This window comes from Halorubrum coriense DSM 10284, assembly GCF_000337035.1.
In the GTDB taxonomy this organism is placed as follows: Archaea; Halobacteriota; Halobacteria; order Halobacteriales; family Haloferacaceae; genus Halorubrum; species Halorubrum coriense.
Genome location: NZ_AOJL01000012.1, coordinates 1 through 24202 on the forward strand (window position 1 = coordinate 1; position 24202 = coordinate 24202).

20 protein-coding genes and 1 pseudogene are annotated in these 24202 nt (G+C 71.6%); 8 read left to right on the plus strand and 13 right to left on the minus strand.

The window, feature by feature from the left end; all coding sequences use genetic code 11:
* Positions 1–1640, plus strand: a 1640-nt coding sequence (locus C464_RS01885) for an extracellular solute-binding protein (RefSeq protein WP_006111805.1), incomplete at its 5' end; no start/stop codon positions are given.
* A 37-nt stretch (positions 1641–1677) separates the two neighbouring features.
* Here C464_RS01885 and C464_RS01890 read toward each other — a convergent pair.
* The 6 genes from C464_RS01890 to C464_RS01915 form a co-directional block, all read right to left on the minus strand.
* On the minus strand, positions 1678–2241 hold the full coding sequence (locus tag C464_RS01890; RefSeq protein WP_006111806.1) for a dihydrofolate reductase: 564 nt from the start codon (positions 2239–2241) through the stop codon (positions 1678–1680).
* Between the two features lie 40 nt (positions 2242–2281).
* Positions 2282–3340 carry an alanine dehydrogenase gene (locus C464_RS01895; protein WP_006111807.1) on the minus strand — a complete coding sequence of 353 codons (1059 nt, stop codon included), beginning with the start codon at positions 3338–3340 and terminating at the stop codon, positions 2282–2284.
* Between the two features lie 20 nt (positions 3341–3360).
* A complete protein-coding gene (locus C464_RS01900; protein WP_006111808.1) occupies positions 3361–4797 on the minus strand; it encodes a glycerate kinase type-2 family protein in 1437 nt (478 codons plus the stop codon).
* Positions 4798–4898: 101 nt separating this feature from the next.
* Positions 4899–6278 carry an NCS2 family permease gene (locus C464_RS01905; protein ID WP_006111809.1) on the minus strand — a complete coding sequence of 460 codons (1380 nt, stop codon included), beginning with the start codon at positions 6276–6278 and terminating at the stop codon, positions 4899–4901.
* Between the two features lie 127 nt (positions 6279–6405).
* The gene (locus C464_RS01910; protein WP_006111810.1) at positions 6406–7119 is read right to left on the minus strand and encodes a phosphoribosyltransferase family protein; all 714 of its coding nucleotides are present in this window, start codon (positions 7117–7119) and stop codon (positions 6406–6408) included.
* Between the two features lie 182 nt (positions 7120–7301).
* A complete protein-coding gene (locus tag C464_RS01915; RefSeq protein WP_006111811.1) occupies positions 7302–7751 on the minus strand; it encodes a DUF7529 family protein in 450 nt (149 codons plus the stop codon).
* 182 nt (positions 7752–7933) lie between these two features.
* On the opposite strand from C464_RS01915, the gene C464_RS01920 reads away from it, so the two are divergent.
* From C464_RS01920 to C464_RS01940, 5 genes are read left to right on the plus strand one after another with little or no spacing between them, the layout of a single operon-like run.
* Complete coding sequence (locus C464_RS01920) at positions 7934–9568, plus strand: ABC transporter substrate-binding protein (protein WP_006111812.1); 1635 nt, start codon at positions 7934–7936, stop codon at positions 9566–9568.
* Between the two features lie 30 nt (positions 9569–9598).
* Positions 9599–10591 carry an ABC transporter permease gene (locus C464_RS01925; protein WP_006111813.1) on the plus strand — a complete coding sequence of 331 codons (993 nt, stop codon included), beginning with the start codon at positions 9599–9601 and terminating at the stop codon, positions 10589–10591.
* Between the two features lies 1 nt (position 10592).
* The gene (locus C464_RS01930) at positions 10593–11612 is read left to right on the plus strand and encodes an ABC transporter permease (protein ID WP_006111814.1); all 1020 of its coding nucleotides are present in this window, start codon (positions 10593–10595) and stop codon (positions 11610–11612) included.
* A complete protein-coding gene (locus C464_RS01935) occupies positions 11609–12925 on the plus strand; it encodes an ABC transporter ATP-binding protein (protein ID WP_006111815.1) in 1317 nt (438 codons plus the stop codon). Before C464_RS01930 ends, C464_RS01935 begins: the two co-directional genes overlap by 4 nt.
* A complete protein-coding gene (locus tag C464_RS01940; RefSeq protein WP_006111816.1) occupies positions 12922–13992 on the plus strand; it encodes an ABC transporter ATP-binding protein in 1071 nt (356 codons plus the stop codon). Before C464_RS01935 ends, C464_RS01940 begins: the two co-directional genes overlap by 4 nt.
* 33 nt (positions 13993–14025) lie before the next feature.
* Here the strand turns inward: C464_RS01940 and C464_RS01945 are convergent, their stop codons facing one another.
* Positions 14026–14868, minus strand: a complete 843-nt coding sequence (locus C464_RS01945) for a polyprenyl synthetase family protein (protein WP_006111817.1) — start codon at positions 14866–14868, stop codon at positions 14026–14028.
* Positions 14869–15016: 148 nt separating this feature from the next.
* Positions 15017–15685, minus strand: a complete 669-nt coding sequence (npdG, locus tag C464_RS01950) for an NADPH-dependent F420 reductase (RefSeq protein WP_006111818.1) — start codon at positions 15683–15685, stop codon at positions 15017–15019.
* 101 nt (positions 15686–15786) lie between these two features.
* Between npdG and C464_RS18865 the strand changes: the two genes are divergently transcribed.
* Positions 15787–15957 (plus strand): hypothetical protein, encoded by a 171-nt coding sequence (locus tag C464_RS18865; RefSeq protein WP_161781655.1) that lies wholly within the window; start codon positions 15787–15789, stop codon positions 15955–15957.
* A gap of 67 nt (positions 15958–16024) precedes the next feature.
* On the opposite strand, the pseudogene C464_RS01955 reads toward C464_RS18865, so the two are convergent.
* The 3 genes and pseudogenes from C464_RS01955 to C464_RS01965 all read right to left on the minus strand — a co-directional run bounded on the left by C464_RS01955 (position 16025) and on the right by C464_RS01965 (position 21146).
* Positions 16025–17823: pseudogene (locus tag C464_RS01955) on the minus strand (methyl-accepting chemotaxis protein).
* 117 nt (positions 17824–17940) lie between these two features.
* The gene (fdhF, locus tag C464_RS01960) at positions 17941–20055 is read right to left on the minus strand and encodes a formate dehydrogenase subunit alpha (RefSeq protein WP_006111819.1); all 2115 of its coding nucleotides are present in this window, start codon (positions 20053–20055) and stop codon (positions 17941–17943) included.
* Between the two features lie 83 nt (positions 20056–20138).
* Positions 20139–21146, minus strand: coding sequence for a hypothetical protein (locus tag C464_RS01965; protein WP_006111820.1), 1008 nt, complete (start codon positions 21144–21146; stop codon positions 20139–20141).
* Between the two features lie 130 nt (positions 21147–21276).
* On the opposite strand from C464_RS01965, the gene C464_RS01970 reads away from it, so the two are divergent.
* Positions 21277–21972 (plus strand): helix-turn-helix domain-containing protein, encoded by a 696-nt coding sequence (locus C464_RS01970; RefSeq protein ID WP_006111821.1) that lies wholly within the window; start codon positions 21277–21279, stop codon positions 21970–21972.
* 13 nt (positions 21973–21985) lie between these two features.
* Here C464_RS01970 and trxA read toward each other — a convergent pair whose 3' ends face one another.
* Together trxA and C464_RS01980 are read right to left on the minus strand one after the other, a co-directional pair.
* Entirely contained in the window at positions 21986–22471 is a 486-nt protein-coding gene (gene trxA / locus C464_RS01975; protein ID WP_006111822.1) for a thioredoxin, read from the minus strand.
* A 62-nt stretch (positions 22472–22533) separates the two neighbouring features.
* On the minus strand, positions 22534–24189 hold the full coding sequence (locus C464_RS01980) for a cobyric acid synthase (protein ID WP_006111823.1): 1656 nt from the start codon (positions 24187–24189) through the stop codon (positions 22534–22536).
* Between the last annotated feature and the right edge of the window lie 13 nt (positions 24190–24202).

Genomic DNA, 24202 nt, shown 5'->3' on the forward strand with positions numbered 1-24202 from the left:
CCGTCGAGGAGATGGCCGAGATGCGCGAGCGCGCCGACGAGGGGATCCGCACCGCCGAGGCGGCCTTGGAGGCGTTCACCGACCTCGCCGACGACGTCTCGGAGACAACGAGCGGCGTCGCGGAGATCCGCGACGCCACCGACGACCAGGCGACCTCGATCGAGGCGGTGGTCGACGCCGTCGAGTCGGTCGGCGACCTCGCCGAGGAGACGGCCGCGGACGCTGGCGACGCCACCGCGGCCGCGCACGCCCAGAAGACGTCGCTGGCGGAGGTGGCCGCCGGCGCGTCGACGCTCGCCGACCGAACCGGCACGCTCGACGACGCGCTCGACGCGTACGACGCCGACGGGACCGCCGCCGACGACGCGGTCGTCCTCGACTTCTGGCACGCGTTCGGCGGCCGGAAGGCGCGGCTCCTCGACGAGTTCGCGGCCGAGTTTGCCGCCGAGACCGAGGGGATCGCGGTCCGGCCCGCCTCGAAGGGTAGTTACCGCGGCGTGTTCGAGGCGACGCTCGCGGCGGCGGACAGGGGCGAGCCGCCGGCGATCGCTCACCTCTACGAGATCGGTACCCAGCGCGCCCTCGACAGCGGGGCGTTCACGCCCGTCGAGCGACTCCTCGACGGCGAACCCGGCCGCGTCGGCCGCGACGCCGCTGCGAGCGGCTCCGGCGTCGCCCTCGACCCCGACGACCTGCTCGATCCCGTCGCGAACTACTACCGGACCGACGGGGTGCTCCACTCCATGCCGTTCAACGCGTCGACGCCCGTGCTGTACTACGACCGGGCGGCGTTCAAGCGCGCCGGGCTGGACCCCAACGACCCGCCGGATACGTTCGACGAGGTCCGCCGCTGCGCCGAGCGGCTCGTCGAGAGCGGCGCGACCGAGGCGGGGGTCACGTTCGCGACGTACTCGTGGTTCGTCGAGCAGTGGTTCGCCGAGGCCGGCGAACCGCTCGTTGACGCCGACAACGGGCGCGCCGGCGCGCCGACCGAGAGCCGGTTCGACGGCCCGGTCGGCGAGCGGATCTACGGCTGGATCGCCGAGATGGCGGCCGACGGCCTGTACCACGACCCCGGCATCGAGGCCCGCGGACAGGCCCGCGAGGCGTTCCAAGACGGGCGCGCCGGGATGCTCGTCGGCTCCACCTCCGCGATGGTCAACGTCCGCGAGGGCGCTCCCTTCCCGGTCGGCGTCGGCTACTTCCCGGTCGCGGACGAGCGCCACGGGGTCGTCGTGGGCGGCGGGTCGCTGTGGGTCGCGGACGGCGCGTCGCCGGCCGAGCAGCGCGCCGCTGCGGCGTTCCTCGGGTGGCTCGCGGCCCCGGAGCGACAGGCGCGCTGGCACCGCGAGACCGGCTACTTCCCGGTCCACGAGGGCGCGGTCGACCGGCTCGACCGCGACGGGTGGTTCGACGAGAACCCCGGCTACCGCACCGCGATAACCCAGCTGCTCGACGCCGAGCACACGACCGCCACGACGGGCGCTCGGATCGGCCCGTTCGACACGGTCCGGACCCTCGCCGCGCAGGCGTCGGTCGACGCCCGCGAACACGGGGTCGAGTCCGCGGTCCAGCGGCTCGCCGACAGCACCGCCGTCCAGCTCGAACGGTACGCGGCGGAGCGCGACGGCGGGTCGTAGCCGCAGCGGTCGGCCGAGGGGTCGGGCGAGCGGCCGCTCAGCTCCCTCGTCGGACCCACTCGCGCAGCGTAAACCGGTCGTACGCCGTCTCTTCGGTCACGTCCCACTCCCTCCCGTCCCATTCCGGATAGTACGTGTCCCCGTCGAACGCGCCCTCGACGTGGCTGAGGGCCATCCCGTCGAGGTGCGGCTGGAACAGCTCGTAGATGCCGCCGCCGCCGAGGACGTAGACCGTCTCGTCCCCCTCGTCGGACGCTTCGATCCGCTCCGACGCCGGACCGGTCTCCGCGGGCACGCGCTCACGCTTGGCGGGGGCGCTCCCGACGAGGTCGCGGGCCACCGCGAGCGCCTCCTCGACGCCGCTCGCGACGCGCGCCGTCGGCTCGTCGACCGCGTCGACGCTCCGGCTCACGACGATCTGGCGACTCCCGGGCAGGTCGCCGCGCATCGAGTCGAACGTGCGCCGACCGAGGATCACCGGCGACTCCACGACGCGCTCGCGGTACTGCCGCACGTCCGCCTCGATGTGCGACCACGGCACCTCGCCGTCTTTCCCGATCACCCGGTTCTCCGCGAGCGCCGCGACGCTGACGAGTCTCACGGTCGACGTACGCGGCGAGGAAGCAAAAGCGGCCCGTCGTTCAGTCGTCGAGGCCGAGCAGGTCGAACGGGTACCCGTTGTCCAGCTCGTCGGCGCGCTCGTAGACGACGCGCGCGGCCGCCACGTCCTGGATCGCGAGGCCGGTCGAGTCGAAGACGCTGACGCCGCTCACGCCGTCGGCGTCGGCCGGGGTGCCCGGCGTACCGGGTCGCCCCGACCGGTGACCGACGACGATCTCGCCGATCTCGCCGTAGATGTCGTCGTCGGTGAGCGTCCCCGCGGCGTAGGGGACGTTGATCTCGCCCGAGTGCGTGCACTGCTCATGGTCGTCGATGACGACCGTGGCGTCGACGAGGAGGTCGTCCGCGAGCTCGTGTTTCCCCTCCGCGTCCGCGCCCATCGCGTTGATGTGCGTGTGGTCGCCCACGTCCTCGGGGCCGACGATCGGGCTCTCGACCGGCGTCACTGTCGAGAGGACGTCGCAGTGGCCGGCCTCCGAGACGGAGCCGGCGCGCACGTCGAACCGGTCCCCGAAGGCGTCGAGGAAGTCGGCGACGCGCTCCTCGTCGAGGTCGCTCACGACGACCTCCTCGATGTCGCGCACCGCGGCGATCGCCTCCAGCTGCGTGTACGACTGGACGCCCGCGCCGACGATGCCCAGCGAGTTCGCGTCGGGGACGGCGAGGTGGTCGGTCGCGACCGCGGCGGCCGCCCCGGTGCGTTTCATCGTCAGCGTCGTGCCGTCGAGGACGGCCAGCGGGAACGCCGTCTCGGGGTCGGAGTAGATCATTGTCCCCATCACGGTCGGGAGGTCGTGGTCGGCGGGGTTGTCGGTGTGGACGTTCACCCACTTGATCCCGGCGGCGTCCCAGCCGTCGCCGGTCGCCGTCTCCTCGGCGACGTCGTCCTCGTTGACGTCGAGGTAGGCGGGCATCGACCGGAAGTCGCCGTTGTACTCGGGGAGGTCGATGTACGACTTCGCCGGCATCTTTGCGTTGCCGCGCTCGTAGGCCGTGAACGCGCCGCGGACCGCGTCGATCACGCGGTCCATCTCGGCGTTCTCGTCGACGTCGTCCGCATTGAGGAGCAGCGTCTGCATGTCGCAGGATTTGCCGGCCGCTACTTAGTCCCTTCCGAACGCGACTCGCCGGCCGGAATTACGGACACGCGGAGGTCGTTGACGTTCGTCCCGGTCGGCCCGGTCCGGAGCAGCGCGCCCGCGCCGTCGAGCGCCGGATACGCGTCGTGCGCGTCGAGCGCCCTCACCGTCGCGTCGCGGCTCAGGGGGCGTTCGGAGCCGTCGCCGACGAGGCGGTCGTCGACCAGCGCGCCCGCCGCGTCGGTCGCCCCGTCGATCCCGTCCGTGTCGACGCTCGCGACGACGACGCCGTCGCCCGCCGCGCCCGAGTCGGCGAGTTCGACCGCCGCCGACAGCGCGAACTCCCCGTTCGGCCCGCCCCGCCCGGGGTCGTCGCCGAGCGTCACCGTCACCTCGCCGGCCGAGAGCACGACCGCCGGCGGCTCGACCGGGTCGCCGACCGCCCGGCACTCCTCGGCGACGGCGGCGTGGGTCTTCGCCGCCTCCCGCGCCTCGCCGCGCACCCGCGAGGAGAGGACGAGCGGCTCGTACCCCCGCGCCGCCGCGACCTCGCGGGCCGCGTCCAACGCCGTGCGCGCGTTCGCGACGACCGAGACCGCGACGCCGTCGAACGCCGGGTCGCCCGGCTTCGGCGTCTCCGCGACCGCGCCCGCCGCGCCGCGTTCGAGGCGGTCGGTCACGGCGGCCGGCGCGTCGATCTCGTCCCGATCGACGACGCCGAGCGCGTCCGCGTGCGTCGTCGGATCCGGCGAGAGGGGGCCGCTCGCGATCACCGCCGGGTCGTCCCCGGTCACGTCGCTGACGGCGAGCCCCAGCGCGTCCGCGGGCGCGATCGCCCGGGCCAGCCCACCGCCCTTCACCGCCGAGAGGTGCTTCCGGACCGCGTTGACCTCCGCTATCGTCGCGCCGCTGGCCAGGAGCGCCTCGGTCGTCTCGCGCAGGTCGTCGAGCCCGACGTCGGCCGCCGGCGCGGCCAGCAGCGCGCTCCCGCCGCCGGTCAACAGCCCGAGGACGAGGTCGTCCGCGCCGGCGTCGGCCGCGAGCGCGCGGACCCGCCGAGCGCTCTCGACGCCCGCCTCGCTCGGGGTCGGGTGGTCGCCGGGGAGGACGGACACCCGCTCCGTCTCCACGGGATCGTCCGTGACGACCGCGCCGTCGTCGATCCGGCCGCCGAGGAGGCGCTCGACCGCAGCCGCGAAGTGGCCCGCCGCGTTGCCCGTCCCGACGACCAGCACGCGGTCGTACGCGTCGAGGTCGCGGGTCGTCGTCGCGCCGTCGACGCCGGTGACCGCGAGCCGCTCGTCGCCGAGGGAGAGCGCGTCCGCGACCACCCGCTCCGGGTGCGCCGCCTCGATCCCGGCGGTGACGCAGTCGAGCGCGAGCTCGCGTGCCGGGTCACTCGCGTGCCGCTCGCGGTCGGCGACGGTCACGGCGGGGTCGACGGAGTCGTCCGGCATCGGTCGTTCCCGTCTGCGTCCCGACGCCTGAAGAGCGCTCCGCCGTCGAAAAGCGATCCGTCGGTAAAAAACGATCCGCCGTCGAGCCGTTTCTCCCGGCGTCAGAGGATGACGCCGCGCGTCTGGAGCACGTAGTAGCCGGCCAGTAGCGCCGCGATGACGTACTGGCCCAGCGCGACCTCGTCGGCCTCGCCGACGGCGACCTTGATCAGCGGGTAAGCGATGATACCCGCCGCCAGCCCGTCCGCGATGGAGTAGGCGAACGGCATCACGGTGACCGTGAGCCCGGCGGAGACCGCCCACGCCGGGTCCTGCCAGTCGACCTCGACGAGCCCCTGAAGCATCATGACTCCGACGACGACGAGCGCGATGAACGAGGCGTACGACGGTATCGCGGCGACGACCGGAATCAGGACGAGCGACGCGAGGAACAGCGCGGCGACGACCAGCGCGGTGAGCCCAGTTCGACCGCCCTCCTCGACCCCGGCCGACGACTCGATGAACGTCGTCACGGTAGAGGTGCCGACCATCGCGCCGAACGTCGTCCCGACGGCGTCGGCCATCAGCGGCTTGTCCATGTCGGGGAGGTCGCCGTCCTCGTTGAGGAAGTCGCCGAACTGAGAGACGCCGATGAGGGTCCCCGCGGTGTCGAAGAAGTCGACGAAGAAGAACGTGAACACGACCAGCACGAACGTGAGCGGGTCGATGTCGGCGAGCCCCTCGACGAACGCGCCCGCGAGCGGCGTGATGTCGTACTGCGCGGCCGGGAGCGTCTCCGGGGTGACCGTCCCGCGGTCGAAGACGCCCCCGAGCGTGAGCGCCCACCCGGCGATCGCGGTCGTCGCGACGCCGATGACGATTGCGCCGGTGATGTTCCGCGCCCACAGCACAAACGTCAACACCAGCCCCAAGATCCCCAGGATCGCCCACGGGTTCGCGAACACCCCGCCGAGCGTGACGAGCGTCGCGTCGTCCGGCACGACGATCTGGAGCTCTTGGAGTCCGATGAACAGCAGGAACAGCCCGATACCGGCCCCGACGGAGCGCTTCACCGGTTCGGGGAACAGGCGGATGACGTACTCGCGCGCGCCGACCGCGGTCAAGAGCATGAACAGGACGCCCTCGACGAAGACCGCCGCGAGCGCCGTCTCCCACGGGATCTCGAGCCCGATGACGACGGTGTACGCGAAGAAGGCGTTGAGGCCGAGCCCCGGCGCGAGTCCGAAGGGGCGGTTCGCGTACAGCGCCATCACCCCGGTCGCCACCGCGGCCGAGAGGACGGTCGCGATGGCGATCATCTGGACGACCTCGAAGAACTCGTAGCCGGGGATCTGGATGGCGTCGGCCAGGATGAACGGGTTCACGACGATGATGTACGACATCGCGAGGAACGTCGTGAGCCCGGCGACCAGCTCCGTCCGGACGTCCGACCCGTGCGACTCCACGTCGAACCGCGCGGCCAGCGTGTCTGAAAGGCCCATTGAACGGGTGAGTGTTCCCCGTGATCGAGTGATAAGCCTTGCTGAACGCAGCCAGTTATGATCCGTATATGTGGATCAAAAAGGTGTTAATACGGTTTTTTTTACCGAAGAGTATGCGCGAACGTGGCTACTCGAACGTCGTCAGCGCCCCGACGGGGGCGTCGGTGATTTCGCGCGCGCGCTCCAGCCCCTCGTCGCCGACGGCGATGAGGGCGAACACGCCGGTGACGTCGGCGTCGCCCTGGAGGGCGATGTCCAAGAGGAGCTCCTGCGTCTCGCCGGACCGGATCAGGTCGTCGACGACGAGGACCGTGTCGCCGGCGTTGACGGCGCTCGCGGGGAGGTAGTAGGTGAGTTCGATGCCGGACGCGAGGCGCTGGCGCGACTCGATGAACTCCTCGACTGCGGTCTCCTTCGACTTCTTGGCGTACGCGAGCCGCGCGTCGAAGAAGGAGGCCATCGCCGCGCCCAGCGTGATCCCGTCGGTCGCGGCCGTCAACACCACGTCCGGCGACTCGAACTCGAACGTCTCCGCGGCCACCGGGGCCACTAGGTCGAGGAACGACTGGTCGAAGACGACGCCGGAGTTGTCGACGTACCCCTCGTGGTCGAACTCGACGCGCGCGACCAGTTCGTCGGCGAGCGCGTCGCGACCGACCGACTCGACGACCTCGCTCGCTCGGTCGGTGCCGGGCAGCACGTGGCCGTTCACGTAGCGGTTCAGGTCGCCCGCGGGCAGCCCCGTCACGTCGGACAGCTCCTCGTAGGTTCGCGTCTGCTTCAACATCCGCAACACGGCGACCGCCTGTAGCTGGAGGGCCGCCTTCTCTGCGCGATTCATATCGATGATCGCGATCGCACAACCATGAATACGTCGAAGTAGATCGTGGCATCGATACACACGAGCGTGGGTCTCGGGACGCTCTCGGGCTCTCGGGAGGGCGCTCCACAGCCCTCGGATCGACGCGCTCCACGGCCCTCGGATCGACGCGCTCGCGCCTCGCAGCGATCGCCGCGACCGCCTCACGCCTCCGGCGCGTCGAAGAACACCGCGGGGTCGTCGATCGCGACTTCGACGTGGTCGCGGTCGTCGAGGGGCCGCAGCCGTACGGTGAGCGTCCCAGACGCCTCGGCGGCCGCGCGCAGCGGGGCGAGCACCTCGTCACCGAGGTAGGTCGGGACGCAGAGCGCCACCTGCGCCGCGTCGTCGGTCGCGACGACCAGCCGGTACGCGACCCCACCGGCAGCGCCGGCGTACACGTCGACGCCGTCGATCGCGGCCTCGTCGACCGCCGAGAGCGCCGCGTCGAACTCCGAGCCGGGCAGCAGCACGTCGATCCGCGCGTCGTCCGCGATCGGGTTCACCTGTCCGGGGTGGCCCGCGACCGCGGTCCAGCCGCGCTCTCGGTACGCCGCCGCCGTCGACTCCGCGTCCTCCTCGACCGCCGCCCACCGCGGTCCGGGATCGTCCATTTCCCTCGCCTACCGCCCACGCTCCTACATAAGCGTCGGTTTTCGGCTCGCCTCGCGTCCCGTCGGCTCCGTGTTCGCCCCTCGATCCGGGGCGCGCCCCTGTCAGCAGATCGCTAGCAGTCGGCGCAAAGGGGACCGCGTCTGTCGGTAGGTTCATAACGCTCTGTCGTATGAGATCGCCTATGCCTACTGACAACGACACCCACGTCGACAGGCGGACGGTGCTCAAGTACGCTGGAACGGCCGGTGCGGTCGGTCTCGCGGGCTGTTCCGGAAACGGCGGCGACGGCGGTGACGGCTCCGACGGGTCCGACGGCAGCGACGGAATGGACGGCTCCGACGGCTCCGACGGTAGCGACGGCTCCGACGGCGGCGACGCCTTCGAACTCGGCGTCACGATGGGGCAGATGGACTCCGGGCTCGACCCGCAGGACCACGCGGAGACGAACACCGAGATCATCGTCGGCCAGCTGTACGAGGGACTCCTCGACCGTGACAAGCAGGGCGGCATCATCGCCGGCCTCGCGAACGAGTGGGAGCGCACCGACGACGGCAGCGTCCGGTTCACGCTGCGCGACGGCGCCGCGTTCCACAACGGCGACGAGCTGACCGCGGAGGATGTCCGGTTCAGTATCCGCCGGATCGTCTTCGAGGATGTCGGCATCGTCAGCCCGCAGGCGAACGACCTCGGCGTCGTCGACGAGGTCACGACCGGCGACGGCGAGGTGACGGTCTCCTTCGAGGGGTACAACCCGATTGCGTTCCAGCTGTTCGCGACCAACGGCGAGATCGTCCAGCAGTCCTGGGTGGAGGAGAACAGCGGCGACTACATTAACCGGAACGCCAACGGGACGGGGCCGTTCCGTCTCACGAACTACGAGTCGGGGAACCAGGTCGTCTACGAGCCCAACGAGGAGTACTGGGACGGCGCGCCCGCGGTCGACGAGCTCACCATGAGCGCCTCAAGCGAGTCGAGCACGCGGGTCAACCAGCTGCTTGCTGAGGAGACCGACATCGTGACGAACGTCCCGCCGAACGAAGTCTCGCGGGTCAACAGCTCCGACGTGGCAACGATCAACTCCGTGGCGAGCGCGCGGATCATCTTCCTCCAGATGCGCTACGACGTGGAGCCGTTCTCCAGCCAACAGTTCCGGCAGGCGATGAACCACGCGGTCGATGTCGAGAGCATCATCGAGAACGTGCTCAACGGGTTCGGCAACATCACCGCCCAGCCGACCCTCGACGGGCACGTCGGCTACAACCCCGACATCGACCCGTACCCGTATGACCCTGAGGAGGCGGAGCGGCTCGTCGAGGAGTCCGGCCACGCAGGCGTCGAGATCACTCTGGAGACACCGATCGGTCGGTACCTCCGAGACGTGGAGATCGCTCAGGCGGCGGCCAACCAGATCAACTCGCTGTCGAACGTCACCTGCGAGGTCGAGCAGCGCGAGTTCTCCTCGCTCGTTCAGGACGTCACCGCGCCGAACATCGAGGACCGACCGCACTTCAACCTCCTCGGCTGGGGGAACGGCGAGTTCGACGGCAGCCAGACCATGACGCCGCTGCTCTCGTCGAGCGGCGCGCTGACCGTCCTCGAAAACGACGAGCTTGACGGACTGCTCACGGACGCCGAGGCGACCGAGGACCCCGACGAGCGCGTCGACATCCTTCAAGAGGCCAACCAGCTTGCCCACGACCTCGCGCCGTGGGTGTTCATGCACCAGCAGTTCAGCGTCTACGGCGTCTCCAGCGACATCTCCTGGGAGCCGCGGGCCGACGAGTTCATCGACCCGGACACGGCGACCCAGCAGTAACGCGACCGCCATCTCCCTACATCGTTAGTAATGTCATTCGGACGATTCGCACTCAAAAGAAGCCTCCAAGGGATCGGCGTCGTCTGGGGCGTCGTCACCGTCGTGTTCGCGCTCCGGTTCGTCACGCCGGGCAGCCCGATCAACGCGGTCGCGCCGCTCGACGCCTCACAGGAGACCCGACAGGCCATCGCCGCAGAACTGGGACTCGACCAGCCGCTGTACGTCCAGTACGGCCAGTACGTCTTCGACCTGCTCCAGGGCGACATGGGTCGCTCGTACATCCGCGGGCAGGAGGTCACGACGCTCGTGTTCGAGCGGCTCCCGGCCACCGTCGAGCTCGCCCTCGCCGCCAGCGTCGTGGCGATCGTCTTGGCGATCCCGCTCGGCGTGATCAGCGCGACCCGGCGCAACGAGCCCGTCGACTACGGCGCGACGCTCCTGTCGCTCGGTGGCATCTCGACGCCCAACTTCTGGCTCGGGATCATGCTCATCCTGATCTTCGCCGTGGAGTTCAACGTCTTCAACACCAGCGGCCGCGGGGTCGACGTCGGCGACGTCGCCCTCTCGGTGATCAACGCCGAGCCGTTCGCCGGGACGCTGCTGACGTGGCTCGCGTACATCACGCTCCCGGCGATCGCCCTCGGCACGTACTTCATGGCGCTCATCACCCGGCTGACGCGGTCGGGCATGCTCGACGAGCTCAGCAAGGGGTACGTTCAGGCCGCGCGGGCCAAGGGGCTCCCGCGGACGCTGATCCGGTACAAACACGCGCTCCGGAACACGCTCATCCCCGTGATCACCGTCCTCGGGCTCCAGCTCGGGACGCTGATCGGCGGGGCGGTGATCACCGAGGCGGTGTTCTCGTGGCCCGGGCTCGGCACGCTCGTCATCGAGAGCATCAACCAGCGCGACTGGCCGGCGCTCCAGGGCAGCCTCATCGTCATCGGGACGAGCTTCGTGCTCGTCAACATCCTTGTCGACGTGGTGTACGCCTACCTCGACCCCGAGGTGGTGAACGACTAACATGGTTTCGTCACGTGTCATCCGCAATCTCAAGAAGGAGTTCAGACAGAGCGGGCTCGCGAAGCTCGGGTTGGCGCTGGTGGTCGTCATCGTGTTGACCGCCGTATTCGCCCCGTTCGTCGCGCCCCACGACCCCACCGAACAACAGCTCGACCAGAGCGAGCTGCCGCCGATCGGCTTCTCGGAGACGACGGAGCGGACCTCCTCGGAGATGGTCGACGGCGAGATCCAGACGGTCACCGAGGAGGTCGAGATCACCCCGGACCCGGACCACGTGTTCGGAACCGACGGGCTCGGCCGCGACATGTTCTCGCGGGTGGTGTACGGCGCGCGGACCTCGCTCGTCGTCGGCGTGCTCGGCACGCTCTTGGCGGCGTCGATCGGCGTCCCGGTCGGCCTGCTCGCCGGCTACCACCGCGGGCGCGTCGACGACGCGCTGATGCGGATCGCGGACATCAGCCTCGCGTTCCCCTCGCTCGTGCTAGCGGTCGCGCTGATCGGGCTGTGGGGCCGCGCCGCGGTGAACGTCCCCGACCCCTTCGTCGTCGCCGGGCTCGCGCCGGAGATGCCGGAGAGCTTCGTGTTGCCGATAACGGTGGTGATCGTCGTCGGCCTCGTCAACTGGGTGTGGTTCGCCCGCGTCGCCCGCGGGGAGGCGCTCTCCCTGCGGGGGCAGGAGTACGTGAAAGCGTCGCGCGCGCTCGGGGCCGACGACAACACGATCATCCTCCGGCACGTCCTGCCGAACGCGATCACGCCGATCATCGTCCTCGGGACGGTACAGGTGGCGGCGATCATCCTCCTGGAGAGCTCGCTGTCGTTCCTCGGGTTCTCCGGGACCACCCTGTCGTGGGGCTTCGACATCGCGCAGGGGCGCGACTACGTCTCCTCCGGCCAGTGGTGGATCGCCTCCATCCCCGGGCTCGCGATCATGCTGTCGGTGATCGGGATCAACCTGCTCGGCGACTGGCTGCGTGACGCCTTGGACCCCGGTATCGAGGGCGAGGGGGGTGCCGCATGAGCGACGCCGGGCGAAGCGACGACCGGGCCGCGGCGACCGACGGCGGCGCGAGCGACGCCGCGGTGACCGAGACCCGCGGGGTCGGCGACGCGACGCCGACCGGGGCTCCCGGGGCCGACGACGTGCTGTCGGTCCGCGACCTCTCGACCCGATTCTTCACCGAGGAGGGCCAGATCAACGCGGTGGAGTCGGTGTCGTTCGACCTCCGCGAGGACGAGATACTCGGCGTCGTCGGCGAGTCCGGGTCCGGCAAGTCCGTGACCGCGCTGTCGCTCGTCGACCTCGTCGAGACGCCCGGCCGGATCACCGCCGGCGAGGTGTGGTACCGCGACCCCGACCTCGCCGAGGAGTTCCGCGGGACGGAGGCGGTGCGGGTCGACGACGACCACGTCGACCTGCGCACCGTGCCGCCCGGCGTCCGGCGGTCGCTGCGCGGGCCCTCGTTCAGCGTCATCTTCCAGGACCCGATGAGCAGCTTCAACCCCTCGATCACGGTCGGCGAGCAGATCGCCGAGGCGGTCGAGGTCCAGCGCCGGGCGCGGGCGAACCCCCGCTCGACGCGCTCGCGGACGCAGGGGTACGGGCTCGGGAAGTACCTGCTCGACGGGATCGTCCCCGGCCGCGACTACACCAGCGAGGAGAGCATGGACCGGGCGGTCGAACTGCTCGGGCAGGTCGGGATCCCCGACCCCGAGGAGCGCGTCGACGAGTACCCCGGGCAGTTCTCCGGTGGGATGCTCCAGCGCGCGATGATCGCGCAGGCGCTCGCCGGCGAACCCGACGTGTTGATCGCCGACGAGCCGACGACCGCGCTCGACGTGACGATCCAGGCGCAGATCCTGAACCTGCTGACGGAGATACAAGAAGAGCGCGGCATGAGCATCGTGCTCATTACCCACGACCTCGGCGTGATCGCCGAGATGTGCGACCGCGTCTGCGTGATGTACGCCGGCGAGGTCGTCGAGCGCGGCACGCTCGACTCCGTCTTCGAGGACACGGTTCACCCGTACACGCAGGGCCTCCTCGGCTCGATACCGGACGTGGACGACCCGCGAGCGCGGCTCGAACCCATCGCGGGAAACGTCCCGAGCCTCCTCGACGCCGAGATGGGCGACCGGTGTTACTTCGCCGACCGGTGCCCGAAGGCGATGGAGTCGTGCCTCGACAAGCCGCCCGAGGCGACGGTCGACGCCGCGGCGGACCACGGCGTCAAGTGCGTGCTCGCTGACCGCGAGTACGACCCGGCCGACGCGCTCGCCGACGACCGCTTCGAGGCGGACGCCGCCGCGACCGACGGGGGTGACGGCGAGTGAGCGACCCGCTACTCTCCGTCGACGGGCTGAAGAAGTACTACGCGAACGACCCGTCGCTCGTCGACCGCCTGCTCGGGCAGGAGTCGGCGAGCGTGAAGGCGGTCGACGGCGTCTCCTTCGACGTGCGCGAGGGCGAGACGCTCGGGCTCGTCGGCGAGTCCGGCTGCGGCAAGTCGACGACCGGCGAGACGGTGTTGCGGCTCCGCGAGCCGACCGCCGGCGAGGTCAGCTTCGACGGGCGAGACGTGCGCGGGATGACCGACCGCGAGCTGACGGAGTTCCGGCGGCGCGCGCAGATCGTGTTTCAGGACCCGTTCTCCAGTCTCGACCCGCGGATGACCACCGGCGACATCGTCACCGAGGGGCTCCGGATCCACGACGTGGCCGACCGGAAGCAGCGCCGCGAGACGGCTCAGGACCTGCTCGAACGCGTCGGCCTCTCCGCCGACCAGATGGACCGGTACCCCCACGAGTTCTCCGGCGGTCAGCGCCAGCGGATCGGGATCGCCCGGGCGCTCGCCTTGGACCCCGACTTCGTCGTCCTCGACGAGCCGGTGTCCGCGCTCGACGTGAGCGTCCAGGCGCAGATCCTGAACCTGCTCGAAGACCTCCAAGACGACTTCGGGCTCACGTTCCTCTTCATCGCGCACAACCTCGGCGTGGTCCGCCACGTCTGCGACCGCGTCGCGGTGATGTACCTCGGCGAGATCGTCGAGATCGGGCCGGTCGAGGAGATCTTCGACGACCCCGCGCACCCGTACACGAAGGCGCTGCTGTCGAGCGTCCCCCGCGCGAACACGGACGCTCGCGAGGAGGAGTTCACCACGCTCCGCGGCGACGTGCCCTCGCCGCGGAACCCGCCCGCGGGCTGTCGGTTCCACACCCGCTGTCCGGAGGCGCGCGCGGCCTGCCGGGAGTCGGCACCGCCGGCGTACGACCTCGGCGACGGCCGGACGGCGACCTGCTTCCGGACGGACGACGACCACGCCTACTGGGACAGCGAGCCCATCGGCGAGAACGCGGCGGCCGAAGGGGCGGCCGACACCGGCGAGCCGGCGGACGACTGACCGGCCGGCGGCTCCGCCCGGCCTTCGCGCGTCTCAGCGCTCCCGCACGACGACGAACTCCGCCAAGTCTCGCAGGTACTCGATCGCCTCGGTCTCCGGCGGGTCGGCGTCGTCGAGGGCGGCGAGCGCGCGCTCGGACTCCGACCGCGCGCGCTCGTTGATCTCCTCGGGCGTCAGCGACGTGACCTGGAGGACGCTCGGACGGTCCATCTCCGCGTCCTGCCCGGTCGGTTTGCCGAGGTCGTCGGCGTCGGCGGTGGCGTCCAACACGTCGTCGCGCATCTGGAAGGCGACGCCGACGCGCTCGGCGTACTCGCCGAACGAGTCGATGGCGTGGGGGTCCGCGCCGCCTGCGACCGCGCCCAGCTCGGCGGCGGCGCGGAACAGCGCGCCCGTCTTCCGCCGCGCGAGCTCCATGTACTCCGCCTCGTTCGTCGGGCGCGCGGCGAGCTCGGTCGCCTCCCCCTCGCCGAGTTCGACCATCGCCTCGGCGACGGTCCGCATCGCGCGCGGGTCCGTCGAGAACAGCCCGAACGCCTCGCCGAGCAGGCCGTCGCTCGCGATGATCGCGGGGCCGTAGCCGAACTCCGCCCACGCGGCGGGGGTGCCGCGCCGGACCTCCGAGCGGTCGATGATGTCGTCGATCACGAGCGAGGCGTTGTGGACGAACTCGATCCCGGCCGCGAAGTCGACCGCCTCCTCGGGGTCGCCGTCGAACGCCTCGCAGGCGAGGACGGTCACCGCGGGCCGGACCCGCTTACCGCCCGCGAGGACGACGTGCCCGACGTCTTCGGACAGCTCGTCGGGCTCGACGTCGTCGATGACCGACTCGATGCGGTCCTCGACCAGCCCGACCCGACGCTGCAAATACTCCATTTACTGTCCGGAGGAGCCCGGCGCGCAAAGGCCTAACGGAACGCCGTCCGCGGGCGGGATTCGACCGACTGCGACGCGATCGGTCCGCGCTTCGTCGCCGCTCGGCCCTCGCCGTCCGGTCGTTCTCGGCCGCCCCCGGGCTCGCCCGCTACTGGAACCGCACGCCGAGGTCGTCGAGCCCGTCGTTGCTCGACGCGACGTTGATGAGCAGCGGCGTCAGCCCCTCGATCTCGGGTGCGTTGGCGATCCCGCCGGCGTCGAGCGCGCGGAGCCCCTCGATCCCCTCGGCGACGTCCGAGACCGTCCGCTTCGCGTCCTCGTCGTCGCCGATCACGAGCGTGTCGACGCCGAGGTCGGCGTCGAGGTTCGCCAGCCGCGCGGCCGCGAGGTTGTGGAACGCGCCGACGACGTCGACGCCCTCCGGGGCCGCGTCCGCGACGATCGCCGTCACCGAGCCCGCGCCGGGCTTGTGGTAGTGGAATCCCTCCTCGTCGCGTTTCATGCCGGTCGCGGGCGAGACGAGGACATCGCCGTCGTCGAGCGCCTCCGCCACCGCCTCCACGGTGTCGCCGACGTGGTACGGCGGGACCGCGAGGACGACGATCCGGGCCTCGGCCGCGACCGCGGCGTTCTCGCCGCCGGTCACCGCGGCGTCGAGCCCGCGGCTCTCCAGTTCGGTCGTGTACTCCTCGGCCTTGTTCTCGGCCTTCTCGGCCTCTCGCGAGCCGATCGCGATCCGGTGAGAGGTGTCCGCCGCGAGTCGGAGCGCGAGCCCCTCGCCGATGTCTCCGGTGCCGCCCAGAATGGCGATTTTCATACGATCTGTGCGGTCGCTCGCGCCTTAGTGGTTGCGTGACCGGCCGTCCTCGCCACCGTTCGGGGGCGTCGGTTCAAGTGCGTCGGCCGCCTATCGCGGCCATGACCGACACCCCGTCGCTCGCGCTCCGCTACGTCGCCTGCGACGCCTGCGAGACGGTGTTCGCCCGGGCCGACGCCGACGCGGAGCCCGAGGCCTGCGACCGGTGCGGGGCCCGCGCGCTCCGCGAACTCTCCGACGTGCGGGGCCCTGACGCGTACTTCGCGCCCTGAGTCCCCCCGCGAGACGGGGCTCCCGAGCCTCCGGTCCGCCTCCCGCGCGCCGGTCACCTCGGCCGGCTCACAGCAGGTCGTCCATCTCCAGCTCGCCGGCCGCGATCGCCCGCAGCTCCTCGTCGGAGAGGCGGTCGATCACGAACTCGGGGATGCCCTCCGGAAGCCCCGCGGGGATCGACCGGCCGCCGTCCGTCACCGACGCCGCCCGGAATTCGTCGTCGCCCCCGCCATCGTCGTCGACGGACAGCCGGCGCACGCTCCGTTCCACCTCCTCGACGGCGGCGGACTGGCGCTCGCTCTCCTCCGCGAGCTCACCCATCCGCTCCGAGATCCGGTTCGACTGCTCGACCACTCCGTCGATCGTCGCGGCGATCTCCTCGGCGGCCGCGGCCTGCTCGTCGGTCACGTCGGAGACCTCGTCGATCCCGTCGGCCGTCTCCGTCACCGCCTCGGCGATGGCGGTGAGGCTCTCCGTCGCGTCGCCGACGCGCTCGCTCCCCTCGTCGACCCGGCCCGTGGTCTCGGCGAGGCTCTCGACGGTCTCCTCGGTGTCGGTGCGGATGCCGTCGACCATCGACTCGATGTCGCTCGCGTGCCGCTGTGACTCCCCGGCGAGCGACTTGATCTCGTCGGCGACGACGCCGAACCCGGCACCGGCCTCGCCGGCCCGCGCCGCCTCGATCGAGGCGTTCAGGGCGAGCAGGTTCGTCTGGTCGGCGATGCCGTTGATCGCGTCGACGAACTCGTCGATCTCCTCGACCCGCTCTTGGAGCGCCTCGACGTCGTCCGCCACCTCGTCGACGGCCGCGCCGATGTCGTCCATGGCCGACGCGGCGTCGTCGGCCGCGTCCCGGCCGTCCTCGGCGAGCGTCTCCGCCCGACTGCTCGTCCGCTCGACCTCGTCGGCGGTCGACGCGACCTCCTCGACCGTCGCCGAGAGGTTCGCGACCTCGGAGGAGATTTCCGCGACCCGCTCCGACTGGTCCTCGGCCGCGTCGCCCACCTCGGCGGCGCTCTCGGCGACGTCTCCCGCCGACTCGCGGAGGTCGCCGATCGGCTCTTTGACCTCGTCTTCCACCTCGGCCATCAGCCGCTCGTTCCGGTCGACGACCGCCGAGAGCTTCTCGCTGTACGAGTGGATGTACGTGTCCGTGACGACCTGCATGTCGAGGTTGACNTGTGTATAAGAGACAGGTCGACGACCGCCGAGAGCTTCTCGCTGTACGAGTGGATGTACGTGTCCGTGACGACCTGCATGTCGAGGTTGACGATCCGGAGGACGGAGAGCAGGTCCTCGATCGCGTCGTCGACCTCCTCCTCGACCGCCGCCGCGGTCGCGTCGTCGACCGCCGCGCCGGCGGCGTCGGGAGCCAGCCGGTCGGTGAGCGAGTCGACGAGGCGGTCGCCGATGAGCGGGAGGATGAGGTCGTAGTACACGCCGTACTGACCGAGGTAGTGTTTCATCGGCATCTCCAGCATGTCGTGGATCTTGCCGATCCGCGCCCGGTCCTCGAAGTACTCCGTCCCGTAGTTGCCCCCCGCGAGGGTCACGAGGTACGCCGACTGGGTCCGCTTGAGCCGTTCGAGCCCCTTCTCCGACCGCCCCATCACCTCGGCCGTCTGATCGTGGGCGGTGAGGTTCTCGTAGAAGTCGTCCGCGATCTGCTCCGCGTTCTCCGCGAACGCCTCCTCGTACCGGCTCAGCCGCCGCTCGTCTTCGGCGTCGAAGCCGATGAACTCCTTCCGCCACGCGATCTCGTCGCCGTCGAGGCCGATCTCGTCGACCAGCTCGTCGACGTCGAGCCCCTCGTTCATGCCGCCCTGACCGAAGTCGTGTCGGCCGTACTCTCCAGATGTAGCCATACCGAAGCCTCTCCGCTTGGGTTATATAAACGGCCACACCCGCGTCTCACGCCTGATATCGCTGCTCTACGGCCAGTCTCTCGGCAGAAACGGCCGATACGCGGTATCGACGGCCGCTCAGTCGTCGCCGGCCGCGTCGTCGCCGGCCGTCCGGTCGTCGTCGCCCCCGCCGTCGGTCGTCGGTTCGACCGCGACGGCCGAGTGTTTGTACTCGGGGATCTTCGCCTCCGGGTCGAGCGCGTCCCCCGTCAGCGCGTTCGCGAGCGGCTCCGGGTAGTGGAACGTACAGAACGCGACGCCCTCGCGCACCGCCGGCGTGACGGCCGCCGCCACCTCGACGCTGCCGCGCTCGTTCGAGACGGTCACCCGGTCACCGTCGTCGATCCCGCGCTCGGCCGCGTCCGCCGGGTGGATCTGAAGCTCGTCTTCGCCCCGCATCGCCATGAGGCGGTCGGAGCGCCGGCTGAGCGCCCCGCTGTTGAACTGTTGGAGCGCGCGGCCGGTCGTCAGCGTCAGCTCGCCGGCCTCGAGATCGTCCGCGGGCGGGACCGGGTCGACGACCGCGAGCGGGGCGGTGCGTTCGCCCGTCGCGAACGTCTCGGCGTGTAACACGTCGGTGCCGGTCCCGTCGCTCGCAGAGAACGGCCACTGCTGGTAGCCGTCGCCGATCCCCTCGTAGCTCATGCCCTCGTAGATCGACGCGACGCGGGCCAGCTCGTCGAAGGCCGCTTCCGGCCCCTCGTAGTCGAACGCGTCCGGGTGATCGGTCAGCCGCCGGCCGAGGTCGGTGAGGATGTCGAAGTCGCGCCGCGCGTTCCCCGGCAGGTCGGCGTTCGGCCGCATCCGCATCACGCGCCGGTCGGTGTTCGTCACGGTCCCGGCCTTCTCGGCCCACGCGCTCCCGGGGAGGACCACGTCGGCGTGCTTCGCCGTCGCCGTCTCGAACAGGTCGATGACGACGCAGAAGTCGAGCGCCTCGAACGCCGACGCGACCGCCGTCGCGTTCGGCTCGGTGACCGCCGGGTTCTCGCCGAAGACGACCGCCGCGCGCACCTCGTCGCCGAAGCGGTGGGTTGCCTCCACCTCGGTGAGGCCGGGGTCGCTCGGCGGCTCGACGCCCCACTCGTCGGCGAGGCGCTCGCGGGCGGCCGCGTCCGTCACGGACTCGTAGCCGGGGAGCACGCCCGGCAGTCCCCCCACGTCGCTCGCGCCCTGGACGTTGTTCTGCCCGCGCAGCGGGTTCACGCCCGTCCCGGACCGGCCGACGTTCCCGGTCAGCAGCGCGAGGTTGAGCAGGGCGTGGACGTTGTCGGTGCCGCAGCGGTGCTGGCTCGTCCCCATCCCCGTCACGATCGCGGCGCGGTCGGCCTCGCCGTACGCGCGGGCCGCCTCGCGGATCGCCTCGGGCTCGACGCCGGCCGCCTCGGCGTTCGCGGCGACGTCCACCCCGGCGAGGTGCTCGCGGAGCCGGTCGAAGCCGGTCGTGCGCTCCGCGAGGAACGCCTCGTCGACGAGGTCCTCCTCGACGAGGACCGCCGCGATCGCGTTCGCCACCTCGATGTCGGTCCCGGGGCGCAGCGGCAGGTGGATATCCGCCGCCTCGGTCGTGTCGTTTGCGCGCGGGTCGACGTGGACCAGCGTCGCGCCGTCGCGGATCGCGGGGAGGAGGTACGACCGGAACGCCACGGGGTGTTGCTCGGCCGGGTTCGCCCCGTTGACGAACAGGCAGTCCGTCTCCCCGAGGTCGTCGAGCGTGTTCGTCATCGCGCCGGCCCCGAACCGCTCGCTCATCGCGGCGACGGTCGAGGAGTGGCAGAGCCGCGCGCAGTTGTCGACGTTGTTCGTGCCGAGGACGCGCGCGAGCTTCTGGAGCACGTAGTTCTCCTCGTTCGTACAGTTCGAGGAGGCGAAGAACTTGACGGCGTCGGGCCCGTGCTCGTCGACCACCCGGCCGATCCCGTCGACGACGCGGTCGAGCGCCTCCGCCCACGGCGCGGTGACGAAGCGCCCGCCGTGCCTGACGAGCGGCTCCGTCAGGCGGTCCTCGTGGTCGACGACGTCGAACGCCGCCGCCCCTTTCGGACAGATCTCCCCGCGGGCGTTCACCGGCCCCTCGACGCCGGTCGCGCCGCCGCGCTCGGCGTACTCGATCTGACAGCCGACGCCGCAGAACGGACAGACCGTGGGGTTCGGCTCGAAGTTCCGTTCGGGCGTCTCGGTGGGGTCGGACATCGGTTCTCGGTACGTGCTCCACGACCCTCCGAACACTCCCGGCGTAGCGTGGTGTTTTAAACGTCGCTCCGCTCCGGCGGCGGTCACCCGGTCACCGCGTCGCTCCCCGCCGGCGCGAGCAGACGACCGAGCGACAGGAGGCCCGCGGTCGCGAGGCAGGCGGCGAACGCGATCGTGCCGAGCTTCCCGCCGAACCCGACGAAGTACGGGGCCGAGCCGACGAACGCGACGCCCGCGGCCCCGCCGGCCAGCAGCATCGCGCCGGGTGTCGGGATCCGCTCCGGCGCGGTCATCCCGACGAACGACGCGCAGAAGGCGACGGCCGCGACCGCGTCGCCGCCGGCGAGGAGCGGCGGGCAGACGACGCCCGCGATCAGGCCGACGACCGCGGAGCCGACGACGGGGCCGCGGCCGAGCCGCACGCTCACGGCGAACGTGGCGTGCGCGGCGACGGCGGCCGCGACGATGAGCCCCGCCGCCGCGGTCGGTTCCGGGACGGACCCTGTTCCCGGGGCGAGCCCGCCGACCGCGCCCACCGACAGGCAGCCGACGAACGCGGTGGTGCCGAGCTTCCCGCCGAAGCCGTTGAAGCTGCGCTTCGCGAGCACGAAGACGACGGCGGTCGCGGCTCCCGCGGCGACCACCGAGCCGAAGTCGGCGTCGGCCGCGGGGGTCGCCATCCCGACGAACGAGCCGCAGTACGCCGGGGCGTCGCGCGTCTCGGTGAGGCGGTGCGCGCAGAGGCCGACGAGCGCGGACGCCACGACCGGCCCGACGCCGACCCGGACCGAGAGGGCGTAAGTGAGGGGGGCCGCGACGGCCACGGCGGCCGCGTTGCCGAGGTCGGTCCGGGTCAGATCGAACCCGTCCGCCCGCAGCGCCTGCCGCGCCTCCGCGAGGACCGTGTACCCGAAGCTCGTCGCGGCGAGCGCGCCGACGGGGGCGACGACGAACGGCCCGGCGTCGAGACCCGTCTCAGCCGCCGTACCCCCATCGACCGAGATCGTCAACCCGGCGACCGCCGCGACGACCATCCCGGCTCCGGCGGCGGCCAGCGCGCTCGCTCCGACCGCGTGAATCGCTCGGTTCACGGCCGCGACTCCGGGCCGCGGACCGATACCGACCGACCCCCAGTACTGCGGGTGTTCTCGGCGGAGTCCGCTGGAGGGTCTCACCCGTCGGGGATCAGGCCTTTGTGTCCGTCACCCCAACTCCGATCAGATGGGAACCGGAGGGAAGTCGCCGGTCGACGGCTCCGAGACCGCCCCCGACGGCGTCCGCGCGGGCGTCGCGATCCACGGGACGACCAACTGCCCGGTCGTCGCCGCCTCGACCGCTCACGACGGCCCGATCACGGGCGTCAACTGGACGCACGCGGGCGACACGCACACCGAGGAGTTCCGCGCCCGCGACCCGGACGCGGTCGACCGCGCCGAGGGGGTCCCGGCCCCCGCGTCGGTCGTCGACCTCGGCGACGAGCGCGTCTACCGGTACGACCGTCCGCGAGACGGCGAGTGTGCCTGCCGGATCATCGAGGAACTGGACTGCCCGATCGCGGACGCGCGCGCCGAGGACGGGGTGTTGCTCCTCACGCTCCACCTCCCCGACCTCGAACGCCTCCGGGACGTCGTCTCGGCGCTCGACGGAACCGCGGAGCGCGTCGAGGTCCGGTACCTCGTCCAGGGCGCGGCGCGCGGCGACGGGGTGTCGGACCGCACCCTCGTCGACCGCGGCCGGCTCACCGACCGCCAGTGCGAGGTGCTCCGGACGGCCTACCGCATGGGCTACTTCGAGCGCCCCCGCGACGCCAACGCGCGCGACGTGGCCGACGCGCTCGACATCGCCCCGTCGACGTTCGCCGAACACCTCGCGGCCGCACAGCGGAAGCTCCTAGAAGAGACGCTCGCCGCGAACTGACGAGTCGCCCGTCTCAGGCGGCGTGTTCGTCGATCGCCGATTCGAGGGCCGCGCGGTCCTGCGCGCCGACGAACCGGTCGACCGCCTCGCCGCCCGCGTACAGGACGAGCGTCGGGATGCTGCGCGCGCCCAACTGCTGTGCGACCGCCTGGTTCGCGTCGACGTCGACCTTGGCGACCGCGGCGTCGGTCTCGGCCGCGAGCGCCTCGATCGTCGGCTCCATCATCTGACAGGGGCCGCACCAGTCGGCGTAACAGTCGACGAGGACGACGTCGTGCTCGTCGACCGCGCGCCGGAATTCGTCGAGTCCGTTCACGTGGATCGGCTCGTCCGGCGTCGCCGCTCCGCCGTCGTCCGTCTCGGTTCCGGCGCTACCGTCGAGCGCCTCGCCGTCCCCGAGACGCGCTTCGAGCTCCCGGCGTTTCCGCTCGCGGATGCGCTCTCGCTCGGTCTTCGCGTCGTCTCCCGTCGGATCGTCCGCCTCGGCTGCGTCGCTCATGCGACTATATTGGGCTCATCAAACAATATACCTTCCGCCACCGGATCGCGGTCGACGGGCGACTACTCGCGCTCCCGTCCCCGCCCGTCGGCGGGCCTCGCCGGCCGCGCCAGCCCGGCGGCCGAGAGGTCGACGTTGTCCGCGACGAGGTCGGCGGCGCGGTCGTACGGGGACCGCCCGCCCGCCACCGGGTTCGGGCGCGTCCGGCCGGCGTCCGCGAAGACCGCCTCGACGAAGGCGTTCCGCACGGCCGCCGTCTCGAAGAGGCCGTGGAGGTACGTGCCGAGGACGCGGTCGGTGGCGACGCTCTCGGCACCGAGCGGCTCGGTCGCGCGCGGCGCGGTCCCGCCGCTTCGCTCCGCCTCGTCGAGGACCCGCGTCCGCCCGGCGCGGATCTCGTATCCGGTCGCGCGGCCGTCCGCGCCCGCGATCGGACCGACGCCGTCGACGACGCGCTCGACCCGCTCGACGCGCTTCTCCGTCGCGAACCGCGTCTCGACGGGCAGGAGCCCGACCCCGGGCACCGTCTCGCGGTCGCCGACGCCCTCGACGGCCGCGTCGACGAGCCGCTCGCCGAGCAGCTGGTAGCCGCCGCAGACGCCGATCACCGGGCCGTCGAACGAGCGCAGCGCGTCGTCGAACCCCGCCTCCCGGACCGCGAGCAGGTCGTCGACGGTGTTCTTCGATCCCGGGACGACGACCGCGTCGACGCCGTCGAGCCCGCCGTCGAGCGGCAGGTAGGCGACCCGGACCCCCGGCTCGCGCGCCAGCGGCTCCAGGTCGGTGAAGTTCGAGATGCGCGGGAGCCGCGGGACCCCGATCCGGACGGCCATCTCGTCGGGGACGTCGTCGCCGCCGAGGACGCCGCGGCCGCTGCCGTCGCCGCTTCCGCCCGCGCCGCCGTCACCGCTCCCATCTCCGGCCGTCGCCGCGTCCGGCAGCGAGAGGCTGTCCTCCGCCGGGAGCCCCGGGTCGTCGTGCGGGACGACGCCGACGACCGGCACGCCGGTGCGCGATTCGATCTCGTCGATCCCGGGTTCGAGGAGGGCGGGGTCGCCGCGGAACTTCGTGATCACGGCACCGCACACGCGGTCGCGAACGTCGTCGGGGAGCAGTTCGAGGGTCCCGTAGAGGCTCGCGAACGCGCCGCCGCGCTCGATGTCGACCGCGATCAGGACCGCCGCGTCCGCGAACCGCGCGCACTCGACGTTCGCGAGGTCGCGGTCGTGGAGGTTGATCTCCGCGATGCTCCCCGCCCCCTCCGCGACGATCACGTCGTGATCGGCCGCGAGGCGCTCGTGGGCGGCGACCGCGGCGTCGCGGGCCTCCGCCCAGTGGTCCTCGTAGTACGTCGCCGCCGGGGCGTTCGCGACCGCCTCGCCGTCGACGATCAGCTGGCTCTCGCCGCCCCCGCGCGGCTTGAGCAGGACGGGGTTCATGTCGGTCGTCGGCACCGTCTCGGCCGCCCGCGCTTGGACGTGCTGGGAGACGCCGACCTCGCCCCACTCGCCGTCGGGCGCGAGCGCGACCCGAGCGTTGTTGCTCATGTTCTGGGCCTTGTACGGGGCGACCGAGACGCCTCGCCGCGCGAGCAGCCGACAGAGCCCGGCCGCCAGCGTGCTCTTCCCGACGTGGCTCGCGGTGCCCGCGATCAGCACCGTGTCGGCGTCGCCCCCGGGGTCGGCCCCGCCGTCGGCGTCCGCGCCGGCGTCGCTCACGGCGTCGCGACCC

Coding starts and splice junctions, on each gene's coding strand:
- C464_RS01915 (WP_006111811.1), bottom strand. CDS start 7,751: ATGGACGATCCCGGACCGCGGTGGGCGGCGGTCGAGGAGGACGCGGAG.
- C464_RS01935 (WP_006111815.1), top strand. CDS start 11,609: ATGAGCGACGCCGGGCGAAGCGACGACCGGGCCGCGGCGACCGACGGC.
- C464_RS01905 (WP_006111809.1), bottom strand. CDS start 6,278: ATGGGCCTTTCAGACACGCTGGCCGCGCGGTTCGACGTGGAGTCGCAC.
- C464_RS01925 (WP_006111813.1), top strand. CDS start 9,599: ATGTCATTCGGACGATTCGCACTCAAAAGAAGCCTCCAAGGGATCGGC.
- C464_RS01930 (WP_006111814.1), top strand. CDS start 10,593: ATGGTTTCGTCACGTGTCATCCGCAATCTCAAGAAGGAGTTCAGACAG.
- C464_RS01910 (WP_006111810.1), bottom strand. CDS start 7,119: ATGAATCGCGCAGAGAAGGCGGCCCTCCAGCTACAGGCGGTCGCCGTG.
- C464_RS01895 (WP_006111807.1), bottom strand. CDS start 3,340: ATGCAGACGCTGCTCCTCAATGCGGACGACGTCGACGAGAACGCCGAG.
- trxA (WP_006111822.1), bottom strand. CDS start 22,471: ATGAGCGACGCAGCCGAGGCGGACGATCCGACGGGAGACGACGCGAAG.
- C464_RS01920 (WP_006111812.1), top strand. CDS start 7,934: ATGCCTACTGACAACGACACCCACGTCGACAGGCGGACGGTGCTCAAG.
- C464_RS01945 (WP_006111817.1), bottom strand. CDS start 14,868: ATGGAGTATTTGCAGCGTCGGGTCGGGCTGGTCGAGGACCGCATCGAG.
- C464_RS01970 (WP_006111821.1), top strand. CDS start 21,277: ATGGGAACCGGAGGGAAGTCGCCGGTCGACGGCTCCGAGACCGCCCCC.
- C464_RS01900 (WP_006111808.1), bottom strand. CDS start 4,797: ATGCCGGACGACTCCGTCGACCCCGCCGTGACCGTCGCCGACCGCGAG.
- C464_RS18865 (WP_161781655.1), top strand. CDS start 15,787: ATGACCGACACCCCGTCGCTCGCGCTCCGCTACGTCGCCTGCGACGCC.
- fdhF (WP_006111819.1), bottom strand. CDS start 20,055: ATGTCCGACCCCACCGAGACGCCCGAACGGAACTTCGAGCCGAACCCC.
- npdG (WP_006111818.1), bottom strand. CDS start 15,685: ATGAAAATCGCCATTCTGGGCGGCACCGGAGACATCGGCGAGGGGCTC.